This window comes from Streptomyces sp. NPDC058964 (assembly GCF_042741275.1).
GTDB lineage: Bacteria > Actinomycetota > Actinomycetes > Streptomycetales > Streptomycetaceae > Streptomyces.
Window position 1 is genome coordinate 12,697 of the sequence record NZ_JBHYKH010000089.1, and the last position, 10,494, is coordinate 23,190.

Annotated in this window: 12 protein-coding genes; 8 read left to right on the forward strand and 4 right to left on the reverse strand. The window is 70.1% G+C overall.

What is annotated here, in order from left to right; genetic code table 11:
• Positions 1 to 449: 449 nt before the first annotated feature.
• Positions 450 to 935 (reverse strand): MarR family winged helix-turn-helix transcriptional regulator, encoded by a 486-nt coding sequence (locus tag ACFW2E_RS14265; RefSeq protein ID WP_384466108.1) that lies wholly within the window; start codon positions 933 to 935, stop codon positions 450 to 452.
• A gap of 152 nt (positions 936 to 1,087) precedes the next feature.
• Between ACFW2E_RS14265 and ACFW2E_RS14270 the strand changes: the two genes are divergently transcribed.
• The 7 genes from ACFW2E_RS14270 (at position 1,088) to ACFW2E_RS14300 (ending at position 8,245) form a co-directional block, all read left to right on the forward strand.
• Positions 1,088 to 2,248, forward strand: coding sequence for a PP2C family protein-serine/threonine phosphatase (locus ACFW2E_RS14270; RefSeq protein ID WP_384466110.1), 1,161 nt, complete (start codon positions 1,088 to 1,090; stop codon positions 2,246 to 2,248).
• Positions 2,249 to 2,385: 137 nt separating this feature from the next.
• Positions 2,386 to 3,276, forward strand: coding sequence for an STAS domain-containing protein (locus ACFW2E_RS14275; RefSeq protein WP_384466112.1), 891 nt, complete (start codon positions 2,386 to 2,388; stop codon positions 3,274 to 3,276).
• Complete coding sequence (locus ACFW2E_RS14280) at positions 3,273 to 3,686, forward strand: STAS domain-containing protein (RefSeq protein ID WP_384466114.1); 414 nt, start codon at positions 3,273 to 3,275, stop codon at positions 3,684 to 3,686. The genes ACFW2E_RS14275 and ACFW2E_RS14280 overlap by 4 nt, the downstream gene beginning before the upstream one ends.
• On the forward strand, positions 3,683 to 4,132 hold the full coding sequence (locus ACFW2E_RS14285; protein WP_384466116.1) for an anti-sigma regulatory factor: 450 nt from the start codon (positions 3,683 to 3,685) through the stop codon (positions 4,130 to 4,132). The genes ACFW2E_RS14280 and ACFW2E_RS14285 overlap by 4 nt, the downstream gene beginning before the upstream one ends.
• The gene (locus ACFW2E_RS14290; protein WP_384466118.1) at positions 4,129 to 5,175 is read left to right on the forward strand and encodes a SpoIIE family protein phosphatase; all 1,047 of its coding nucleotides are present in this window, start codon (positions 4,129 to 4,131) and stop codon (positions 5,173 to 5,175) included. Before ACFW2E_RS14285 ends, ACFW2E_RS14290 begins: the two co-directional genes overlap by 4 nt.
• Positions 5,172 to 6,986, forward strand: a complete 1,815-nt coding sequence (locus ACFW2E_RS14295) for a PP2C family protein-serine/threonine phosphatase (RefSeq protein WP_384466120.1) — start codon at positions 5,172 to 5,174, stop codon at positions 6,984 to 6,986. The genes ACFW2E_RS14290 and ACFW2E_RS14295 overlap by 4 nt, the downstream gene beginning before the upstream one ends.
• A 50-nt stretch (positions 6,987 to 7,036) precedes the next feature.
• On the forward strand, positions 7,037 to 8,245 hold the full coding sequence (locus tag ACFW2E_RS14300; RefSeq protein ID WP_384466122.1) for a PP2C family protein-serine/threonine phosphatase: 1,209 nt from the start codon (positions 7,037 to 7,039) through the stop codon (positions 8,243 to 8,245).
• Positions 8,246 to 8,247: 2 nt separating this feature from the next.
• Here ACFW2E_RS14300 and ACFW2E_RS14305 read toward each other — a convergent pair whose 3' ends face one another.
• From ACFW2E_RS14305 to ACFW2E_RS14315, 3 genes are all read right to left on the reverse strand, one after another.
• Positions 8,248 to 8,745 (reverse strand): MarR family winged helix-turn-helix transcriptional regulator, encoded by a 498-nt coding sequence (locus tag ACFW2E_RS14305; protein WP_384466124.1) that lies wholly within the window; start codon positions 8,743 to 8,745, stop codon positions 8,248 to 8,250.
• A 132-nt stretch (positions 8,746 to 8,877) separates the two neighbouring features.
• The gene (locus ACFW2E_RS14310; protein WP_384466126.1) at positions 8,878 to 9,765 is read right to left on the reverse strand and encodes a YihY/virulence factor BrkB family protein; all 888 of its coding nucleotides are present in this window, start codon (positions 9,763 to 9,765) and stop codon (positions 8,878 to 8,880) included.
• A 203-nt stretch (positions 9,766 to 9,968) separates the two neighbouring features.
• The gene (locus ACFW2E_RS14315; RefSeq protein ID WP_384466128.1) at positions 9,969 to 10,142 is read right to left on the reverse strand and encodes a CsbD family protein; all 174 of its coding nucleotides are present in this window, start codon (positions 10,140 to 10,142) and stop codon (positions 9,969 to 9,971) included.
• A 138-nt stretch (positions 10,143 to 10,280) separates the two neighbouring features.
• Between ACFW2E_RS14315 and ACFW2E_RS14320 the strand changes: the two genes are divergently transcribed.
• Positions 10,281 to 10,451, forward strand: coding sequence for a hydrophobic protein (locus ACFW2E_RS14320; protein ID WP_384466129.1), 171 nt, complete (start codon positions 10,281 to 10,283; stop codon positions 10,449 to 10,451).
• The last annotated feature ends 43 nt before the right edge of the window (positions 10,452 to 10,494 follow it).

Genomic DNA, 10,494 nt, shown 5'->3' on the forward strand with positions numbered 1-10,494 from the left:
GCACCGTCTGACGGTGGAGGATCCGCCCCGGGGAGGTGAGGGGCGGCTTCGGCGGACAACGGGCGGCGCCCGGACGGGTTCGCCGTGCGAGGCGATCACCGGCGTGCAACGCCGTGCCCGCTGACGTGTCGGCGCGAGCGGGCACTTCGCCCTGCTCTTCGTCGGCGCCGGCAGGACTTCTCCGGCGGCGGACGCCGCCGTGCTGACGGCGTGCCCTTCGGTCTCTGAGGCGCATCCCACATGCAATTGTGGTGGTTCCGGGGTATTCGAGAGGACAGGAGCCGCAGGGTCAACTGTTGTCATTTGACAACTATGGCCGTGAGGCAACAAAGTAGCGGAGTCGCACTGCACGGGGAAGGATCTGCAATGTTCCGGTGGGCGGAGGTCACTCCGTGCGCCGGCCGTCCACGCCCAGGAGTGCCGGGGCGAGCGGTGGCCCGGCCCTGTGGTCAGGCCGTCTGGTCCCCGGCGTGCGAGGCGTTGTCGTGTATCTGCAGTGCAGCGGTGTCGCAGAACGCCTCCAGCCCCTCGAGGAGCGCGGTCCGCTTGGCGGCGGGCATCAGCTCCAGAACCGCCTGCAACTCCTGTTCCCGGCGTGCACGCAGATCGTCGAGGAAGGCGCGACCGCGGTCGCTGAGGTGCAGCCGTACCTCGCGCCGGTCGGCGGGGCTGACCGCCCGCTCGACGAGGCCGGCGGCCACCAGTCGGTCGCAGAGCCGGCTGGTGGACGGAGGTGTGGAGGCGAGGGAGTCGGCGAGGGTGCGCAGATTGATGCCGTCCTGGTGTTCGAGCATCAGGAGTACGCGCATCTGGGACGGAGAGGCCGGCGCGGTCGAGGCCCGGCCCCACAGGACTTCCAGCAACTCCACGGCCGTCAAGGTCACGCGTGCGACCTCGACGGGCTCGGGGCGGGGGCGGAAGACAGTCACCGTCACACTCTCGCAGGCACCTGGGACGCCCGCCAGCGTACTAGGTGCAGGCAGTGGCAAGAGATGGTTCGGACGGCCCGGCGCGACTCGACCCGGGCGGCTCCGCCGCGCGGGCGAGGTCCGTGTGTGTCCGCCGAAGGATGGGTGTATTTACGATCGTGAACAGATTTGTGACCGCTGAGCGTGCTCTGCGCACGGCGGCTCCGCACGAGTTGCTCGACGCCGTGCGCCGCGTGCTCGCGGAAGAGTACGCGGCGCAGTCCGTCGAGTTGTTCATGGCCGACTACGGCCTCACCGTCCTGCAGCCGGTGTCGGTGCTGCCCCACACCGCGGAGCCGGTGTCGGTGCACAACAGCCCTGCAGGCCGCGCCTTCGGAGCCCAGGAACCGTTCGTGGAGGGCGTTCACGGGGGATCCGTGCGCGTCCACCTGCCGGTCACCGTGCGCGGAGACCGGCTGGGCGTGCTCTCGGTCACCCTGCCCGGCGCGGAAAGCGTGCGTGGCCTTCTGGGCGAGCTCGCGGACATTGCCGAGGTGCTCGGTCATGAGGTGGTCGTGGCCGAGCGCGACACGGATGTGTACCTGCAGGCGAGGCGCAAGGACCGGCTGACCCTGGCCGCTGAGATGCAGTGGCAGCTCTTGCCCGGCCGCTCCTGCGCCGGGCCGGAGTACGAACTCGGCGCGCAGCTCGAGCCGGCTTACGCGATCTTCGGTGACAACTTCGACTGGTCCGCCACGGCGGACCACCTCATGCTCTACGTCACCAATGGGATGGGGGAGGGCATGGAGGCCTCCCTGCTGACGAACCTCGCCATCAACGCTCTGCGCAACGCCCGGCGGGCCGGGATCGCCATCGACGACCAGGCTGCCTTGGCCGATCAGGCGGTGTACGCCCACTACCAGGGGCGTTGCTATCTCTCGGTGCTCATGTTCGACTTCGAACTCGCCACGGGGCGGGTGAAGGTGGTGGACGCAGGCTCCCCGCAACTGCTGCGGCTGCGTGACGGGGTGGTCGAGCGCGTCACCTTCGAGGCGCAGCTCCCGCTGGGGATGTTCGAGGAGACCGACTACGTGGGTCAGGACTTCTTCGTCGAGCCCGGCGATCGGCTCGTCTTCGTCAGCGACGGGGTGTACGCGGTCGCCTCGCCGAAGGGTGAGGCGTACGGGGATGCCGCCCTGGCTCGGGCGATCATGTCCACCCGCCTCCTGCCCGCCGCCGAGGTGCCGCGCGCCGTCCTGCGAGAGCTGACCGGACACCGCGGGCAGTCGGTCCCTAAGGACGACGCCCTGGTCGTCTGTCTGGACTGGCACGGGCGCTGAGCCGCCGGGACCGCGAGCCGTGAATGTGACGATGCTGTGTCGCTTCCGCCGCGCGCGCAGTGTCAATGATTGTCATGCGGCAATAATTGACTGGGCTGTGCCGGTCCTGGCGCAACAGCCTGTTCTAAAGGGAGACGATGCAGGTGTCGGAGCAGGCAGCGGCCGAGTCGGCGGCGCGGGAGCTGGTGACCTTCCTGGAGCGCCGTCGTGAACAGATTGCCCAGAGGTGGGCGGACGTGCCTCTTTTCAGAACGGTCTTCACCGTCTCCCGTGACGAGGCCGTGGAGGCGTGCAAGACCGTTGTGGATGCCCTGGCGGACGTGGCCTCGACCGGCCGGCTGGAAAACCTAGCGGCTCCCGGCTTCGACTCGGCCCGAGAGCAACTGGGGCGCATGGCCGCTTCGCGTGCCCGCAGTGGATTCAGCCCTGCCCAGATCGCGGACGAGGCCGTCGGCCTGCGGGTGACGATCGCCGAGCTGCTGCGCGGCGAGGTACAGGACCTGTCCGGTGAGGAGGCGCAGGAAGTTCTGCTGGCTCTGACCATCCTGATGGGCACGCTGAGCCTGGTGATCATGGAGACGACGGTCAACGCCGGCGAGGAGCTGATCGCGCGGCAGCGACAGCAGCTGCTCGAAGTGGCCACTCCCGTGATCAACCTGTGGGAGGGCGTCGTCGCGGTGCCCCTGATAGGCACGTTGGACAGCGCCCGCAGCCAAGTGGTCATGGAGTCGCTGCTGGAGGCCATCGTGGATCAGCGGGCCCGCTACGCGATCCTCGACATCACGGGCGTGCCCACGGTCGACTCGCTCGTCGCGCAGCACCTGATGAAGACGGTCGCCGCGGCCCGTCTGATGGGCGCCGAATGCATCGTCTCCGGCATCCGTCCGGCCATCGCGCAGACCATCGTGCACCTCGGCATCGACCTGAGTTCGGTGCTCACCCGCAGCTCTCTGGCCGACGCCCTGGCCTACGCGCTCACCCAGCAGGGCATCGAGGTCTCCCGCGCGGCCGGTGTGAACCCGCGATGACCACCTCCCTCCGGAGCGACTCGGCGGTGGTGCCGGTCCTGGCGCTGGGGGACGTCCTTCTGGTCTCCCTCCATGGGGAGCTGCACGACAGCGTGGCCGAGCAGCTCCAGCACGACATCGCCCACCGCGTCGCCCGCAGCGAGTCGACCGGCGTGGTCATCGACGTCTCCGGCGTCGAGATCGTCGACTCGTTCCTGGGACGGGTCATCGCCGAGATCGCCGCCGGCGCCCGCCTGCTGGCCGCTCGTACCGTCCTGTGCGGGATGCGACCCGCCGTGGCGATCACCCTGGTCGAGCTGGGCCTGACCCTGCCCGGCCTGGTGACCGCGCTCGACGTGGAACGTGCTCTCGAACTGCTCCGGCGGGATGCCTCCGCGGTCGCCCCGGGCACACGTGCGGGGTGTGCGTGACACCGACCCCCGATCCCGCCACCGCGACGAGCCTGCCGATCGGCTCGGACGCGGACCTCGCGTGGGTGCGTCACCAGGTGCGGCAGTTCGCGGCCGAAATCGGGTTCGGGCTCGTGCAGCAGACGAAACTCGTCACCGCGGCCAGCGAACTGGCCCGGAACACCCTGATCCACGGCGGTGGAGGGCAGGCGAAGATCACCCCACTGGTCAACGGATCGACGCGTGGACTGGAACTGTCCTTCATCGACACCGGCCCCGGCATTCGCGACCTCGAGTTGGCGATGAGCGACGGCTACACCACCGGGGGCGGTCTGGGACTGGGCCTCAGCGGAGCCAAGCGACTGGTGGACGAGTTCACCATCGAGACCAAGCCCGGTGAGGGCACCGTCGTCACCCTCGTCGCCTGGGCCACCGGCGTGCCCGCCGCTCGTGCGAGGTCCGGATGACGCGCGTCTGGATCATCCCGGTGCACGACTCCACCCGAGTGCGGGACGTCCGGGTGGCGACCGAGGAGGCCGGCGCCCAGGCCCGCCTCGACACCCACCGCACCGCGGTCGCGGCCCTGGTGGCCACCGAGCTGGCGACCAACCTGCTCAAGCACGCCGGTGGCGGCCGCCTGGTGATCGACCTCGTCGATCGTCCGGGAACGGGCGCCCGCGGTCCGGCTGTGCAGCTCGTCGCCCTCGACCACGGACCCGGCATCCGCGATGTCACCGCGGCCATGCGCGACGGCTACACCACCAGTGAGGCGTCACTCGGCGCGGGACTGGGCACCTGCCTGCGCATCTCCAGCGCGTTCGACCTGTACAGCACCCATCGCGGCACCGTCGCGGTGGCCCGTGTCGACCGGGGCGCCGGACAGGAGGAGACCCGGTCAGCCTTCGGGGCCGGAGGGATCAACGTCTCCCTCGCCCAGGCCGAGCACTCCGGAGACGCCTGGAGCTGCGCCCGATCGGGCTCTCGCATGACCCTGATGCTCGCCGACGGCCTCGGCCACGGAGCCAAGGCGGCCCATGCGTCCAGCGCCGCGGTCGACGAGCTGCACCGCGTTGCGCACCTGCCACCCGCCGAGATTCTGAGGCACATGCACCGGGCACTACGGCCCACCCGCGGGGCTGCGGTCGCCGCAGCGCAGCTGGACACGGGCAGCGGGGAACTCGCGTTCGCAGGGGTCGGCAACATAGGCGCCCGGCTGCGCAGCGCCGGTTCGTGGGAGCACCTCGTCTCCCACCCCGGCATCGTCGGCGCCCAGTTCCCGGCGACCGTACCCGTGCGTCGCCTGCCCTGGAGGCCGGGCAGCCTGCTCGTCCTGCACAGCGACGGACTGCCCAGCCGGTGGGTGCCGCCAGACGATGCCGGCCTCCTCGCCCACGACCCGGCAGCGATCGCCGCGACCATCCTCCGTGATGCCAGCAGCGCCGCCAGCCCCGTACGCGACGACACCTGTGTGGCCGTCCTGTCCTGCGACCGTCCGGCCGGGCGCCCGTGATCCCGCCGGACGTCCGGAAGATCACCTCAGCCGCCGAGGCCGTCCGCGCCCGGATCTTCGCCGCGCGCCTTACGGCCGCCCTGGGTGCGCCCGCGGTCGAACAGGCTCGTTTCCTCACAGCGCTCACTACGCGCCTGCGCGAGTGTCTCGGCCAGGGAGGTACGCAACTCACCCTCACCGTCCAGCCATCCGCGTCCGACGGGACCCTGCTCGTGCGAGCAGTCGCAGAACCCATCGCGTCCGAGCCCGACCGAACGCCGGCCTGGCGGCTGGCTCTCACCTGTCCCGGCCCTGCGACCCGGACCCCGCCCCGGCCAGTGGGCCCGGACGACACCGCTCACACCGAAGCAGTCCTGGCGGCGGACGAGGAGACCGCAGCGGTCCTGCGCCGGCTGGACGAGACGGAGAGGCAGCTCCGCCTGCACCGCGAGGAACTGCACCAGACCAACCAGGGCGTGCTGGCTTTGCACGCCGAACTGGACGCCGCCGCGCGCACCCAGCGAGACCTGCTCGACGCCGAACGAGCCGCACGCGGCCAGGCGGAGAGGGCACGACGCCTGCTGACCTTCCTCGCCGACGCCAGCGCGGCCGTGACCGCATCCCTCGACCAGGAGGACATCCTGCGATGCCTCCCCGAGCTGCTCGTCCCCGAGTACGCGAGCCAGGTCGACGTTTGGCTTTTCGACGAACCGGCGGGCCGGAACGGCGCCCACTCCGCCGCGGCGGTCGCAGCCGCCCGCTGCGACCGTCCCCAGCACGCCGGACCGCACCCCGGTGCATTCCCCGGCATCGACGACCTCCCGCCCTCCGCACTGTCCCCGGACCGGCCACTGCTGTGCATCCCCCTCACCGTGCGCCGCACCTCGGGCGTGCTCACACTGACCGCGCCCGGCGACCGCTTCGACGAGGACACCGGCGTGATGCTGGTCGAACTGGCCCGCCGTACCGCCATCGCCCTGGACAACGCCCGCCGTTACGAACAGCACCGGGACACCGCCGAAGCCCTGCAACGCGCCCAGCTCACCGACCTGCCCCCCGCCGAGGGCCTCCGCCTGGCAGCCCGCTACCTCCCCGCCACCCGAGGACTCAACATCGGCGGAGACTGGTACGACGCCTTCCCCCAACCCGACGGAAGCCTGCTGACCGTGGTAGGAGACGTCACCGGACACGGGCTGCGCGCCGCCGTCATCATGGGTCAGCTGCGCACCGCCCTACGTGCCTACGCGGTCGAGGACGACAGCCCCGCCCGGGTCCTGACCCGCCTGCACCGCATGCTGTGCCACCAGCAGCCGAACCTGTACGCGACCGCAGTGATCGCCCGCTTCCGGCCCGGCGACCCCCACGTCGTATGGGCCGCCGCCGGACACCCTCCGCCCGTGGTCCGCGCGCCCGGCGGCACCGTGCGCGTGCTGGACACCCGACCCGGCGTGATGCTCGGAGTGCCCCTTCCCTACGAGTACGAGGACCACACGGCCGAGCTGGCGCCCGGCTCGACGCTGGTCCTGTACACCGACGGCCTGGTGGAGCGGCGAGCGCATGGCATCGACCCGGGTATCGAGCTGCTCGGCCGGACCCTGGCCGCCCTGGGCGAATCCGAGCTGGAGGACTTGGACGGGTGTGCCGAGTCGCTGCTCAAGCCCTTGGTGCACGACTCCGAACGCGACGACGACGTCTGTCTCCTCCTGTGCCACGCCGCTTTGCCCGAAGCCCGGGAACCGGAGCACACCCAGGCACGCGACGCGCGTACCGGCAAGGCCGACGACCCGCCCCGTTCACAGCACACCCTGGCCGCTCCGACCACTCCGGACTAGACCCCGATCGCGATAGCGTGGAGGTCACAAGGGGAGAGGATGGAGACACGGTGAATGCCTCTGAACCGGGCCCGTCCGCGGAAGCCCAGCTGCGCGCAGCTCCGCCGCACGCCCTGGTGGCCACCGCCGGCCGCCTGCTGGCGGAGCGCTTCGGCGCACTGAACGTGACGCTCCTCCTCGCCGACTACGGCCTGACGGTCCTGCAGCCCGTCACGCATCTGCCGCACACCGGCGATCCGGTATCCGCCCACGACGGCCCTGCCGGTACCGCCTTCACCACCCAAAGGCCCGTGGTGGAAGTCACGGCCGACCCGGCCACCCAGATGGTTCACCTGCCCATCGCCGTCCGCGGCGACCGCCTCGGGGTGCTCTCCGTGCGCATGCCCGGCACCTCTGCCGTCCCGGGCACGGTGCTTCAACTGCACGACTTCGCCACTGCGTTGGGCCACGAGGTCGCCACAGCGGGCCGGGACACCGATCTGTATCTCCAGGCCCGCCGCACCCGTCGTCTCACCCTGGCCGCCGAGATGCAGTGGCAGCTCCTCCCAGGCCGTGGGTGCGCCCGCGACGAATACGTCATCGGCGCCCACCTGGAGCCGGCCTACGCCATCGGCGGCGACAACTTCGACTGGTCCACCAGCGCCGACCACCTCACTCTCACCGTCACCGACGGCATGGGCCAGGGCATCGACGCCGCCCTGCTCACCAGTCTCGCCGTCGGCGCTCTGCGCAACGCCCGCCGCGCCGGCATCGGCTTCGCAGACCAGGCATGCCTCGCCGACCAGGCCATCTACTCCCAGTACGGAGGCAAGATGTACGCCTCCACCCTTCTCCTGCGCTTCGACCTCGCCACCGGCAGGGTGTGCGCCGTCGACGCCGGATCTCCCCAGCTCTACCGCCAGCGCGGAAGCACGATCGAGCGCATCGAACTCGAGGCCCAGATGCCTCTCGGCATGTTCGAGGAGACCCTCTACGAAGAACAGATCTTCCAGGTCGAGGCAGGTGACCGTCTGGTCGCCATCAGCACCGGCGTCCACGGCACCCGGTCGGCGACCGGAGAAGTATTCGGCGAGGGCGTCCTGCGCCAGGTCCTGGGCGCGACCCGGCAGACCTCGCCCCACGAGGCGGCACGATCGGTCGTTGCGGGTCTGATCGAACACGTCGGCAGCGAGGGGCTCCTCTCCGACGCCGCCGTCGTCTGCCTCGACTGGGCTGGTCGCGATGCCGGGACGAGCCCGGAGGCGCGGCCGAACCGCTGACCCTATGGCGCCTGTGGCGGCTGGAAGGACGCTTCGCCCTGAGCGGCAAGGAAGGCTCTCATGCCACGGACCAGCGCTGATCGCTCCGCAGGCTCCATGGCCGTCAGTACTCCGGCAAGGGCCTGAGTGCGTCGACGGGCCACATCTGCCAGAACACGGCGCCCCTGACGGGTGAGTCTCAGCTGCACCTCGCGACGGTTGCGCGGGTGCAGCGCACGCTCCAGCATGCCCGCGGCCTCCAGCCGGTCACAGAGACGGCTGGCGGTGGGAAGCCCGATGTCCATTCGCTCCGCCAAGCCCGTGAGATTGGCCTCCGGTGCCGTCTCCAGAACCCGAAGCGCCCGCAGCTGGTGGAGGGACAACCGCACCGTCGCTTCCTGAGCGGCCACGGACCACAGGTGCGCAAGACGTTCCACGGCATCGGCGATCTCATGCGCGCCGGCGCTCGGATCCTCACCCGAGCCCTCAGCGCGGTCGTCGGCGCCGCCGGGAAGTGTCACGGATACATCACTTTCAGTGAGACCGGGTGTTGCGGGAACAACCCATATTCAATCGCTGTACCCGGGGAGCCGGAGCGCAACCAGCGTCGCTCGAGGCTCACGGCATGCCGCACTGAATGATCCGGCCGGAGGCTACGGGCGGTCCGCCACAGACAGTGCGCGGGCGGCTCCTTTCCCTTGAGCGGGTCTCACCAGCTCCGCGTTGAACTGGGCGCCGGCCAGAAGGGCCAGGTTGGCCAGCCACAGCCAGACCAGGAAGACCACGACGCCCGCCAGTGAACCGTACAGACGGTGGTAGGTACTGGCGTGGGAGGTGTAGACGGCGAATCCGAGCGAGACGGCCAACAGGAGCACCACCGCCAAGGTGCCGCCGGGCGCCATCTTTCCGACAGGGCGGGAAGGCGCGGGGCCCGAACGGTACAGAACGAGCACCAGGGCGACGGCGACCGCAGCCACGACCGGCCACCGCAGTGCGTCCCAGACGGCCTGCGGTCCGGTGCCCAGGTTCAGCGCCCGGCCCAGCCGCCGGGCCAGGCTGCCGGTGAGGAACAACGCCAGGGTAGTCGTGAGAAGCAGCGAGATCAGGACGAGGGCCGTGGCGATGATGCGCGGAGCGGTGCGCCAGACCGGCCGATGTGCACTGATGCCATGCATGGCGTGCAACGCCCTGCGGAAGACGCTCAGATAGCTGGATCCCGACCACAGGGCTCCCGCCCCGCCGAGGAAGATCAGTGTCCATGCCGCTGACGACTGCTCGGCCATCTGCCGCAGGGTGCCGCGCAGCAGAGCGCGGGACTCGACCGGGGCGGCCTGCGACATGCGGTCGATGACCTCCGGTTTGGCTGTCGGCATGGTCAGACCCACGATCGAGAGGATCACCAGCAGTACCGGAAACAGGGCCAGGACCGCGTAGTACGTCAACGCGGCAGCCCAGTCCGTGACGTCGTCGTTCCAGATCGCCACCGGCGTACGGCGCAGCGCCGCCCGCCACCGGGCCGCACGGCCGTCTGCATCATCCATGAGGCGGATGCTCTCACCTCCTGCCACCCACCGCCGCCGTGCCTGTGGGGCACCGGGCATTGCCCGTTCTGCTTCTTTGCCGTCCCTGCGTCTCCGGTTTGCGCCGGTGCCTGCGCGTCCGGCCTCGGAGAGGCCATCGAAAGGGGCCTTCCCGGATCACGCCCGGAAAGGCCCCTTTCAAATCCCCGGTGCGGAGAGAAAGGTCAGTGCCTGAATGCGTCCTTGGCCTTTTCCTTGGCCTCGCGGGCATCGCCCGTGCTCTTCTTCGCCTGTCCCTCGGCAGCCATGCGATCATTCCCGATGGCGCTTCCCGCGGCTTCCATGGCCTTGCCCTCGGCCTGCTCGGTCTTTGCCTTGGCCTTCTCGCCGGCAGTCATGAAACAGAGCCTCCTCATAACTTGTGTGCCGCTGTCGCGGTAACCGGCCAGTGCCCCGGCTTTCCCTTCATAAACAAGGCACCGTTGTGGCATGCCGGTGACGTTGCAGGGCAGACGGGGGGCTGGAGGTTGATAAATATGGTTCCCCTGTTGCTCGTTCTGCTTCTCGCGCTGATCCTCTTCGGTGCCGGCTTCGCCATCAAGATCCTCTGGTGGGTCGCCGTCGCCGTCCTGGTGCTGTGGCTTCTCGGCTTCGTCATGCGCTCCACCACCTCCGGTGGCGGCCGCGGCCGTTGGTATCGATGGTGAACTGACCCCTCACGCGCCTGTTTCGCAGGGCCCGGCCGATGTG

Excerpts from the sequence above, each read along its gene's own strand:
- ACFW2E_RS14290 (WP_384466118.1), top strand. The coding sequence starts at position 4,129 with ATGACGCGCGTCTGGATCATCCCGGTGCACGACTCCACCCGAGTGCGG.
- ACFW2E_RS14310 (WP_384466126.1), bottom strand. The coding sequence starts at position 9,765 with ATGGATGATGCAGACGGCCGTGCGGCCCGGTGGCGGGCGGCGCTGCGC.
- ACFW2E_RS14315 (WP_384466128.1), bottom strand. The coding sequence starts at position 10,142 with ATGACTGCCGGCGAGAAGGCCAAGGCAAAGACCGAGCAGGCCGAGGGC.
- ACFW2E_RS14280 (WP_384466114.1), top strand. The coding sequence starts at position 3,273 with ATGACCACCTCCCTCCGGAGCGACTCGGCGGTGGTGCCGGTCCTGGCG.
- ACFW2E_RS14275 (WP_384466112.1), top strand. The coding sequence starts at position 2,386 with ATGCAGGTGTCGGAGCAGGCAGCGGCCGAGTCGGCGGCGCGGGAGCTG.
- ACFW2E_RS14320 (WP_384466129.1), top strand. The coding sequence starts at position 10,281 with ATGGTTCCCCTGTTGCTCGTTCTGCTTCTCGCGCTGATCCTCTTCGGT.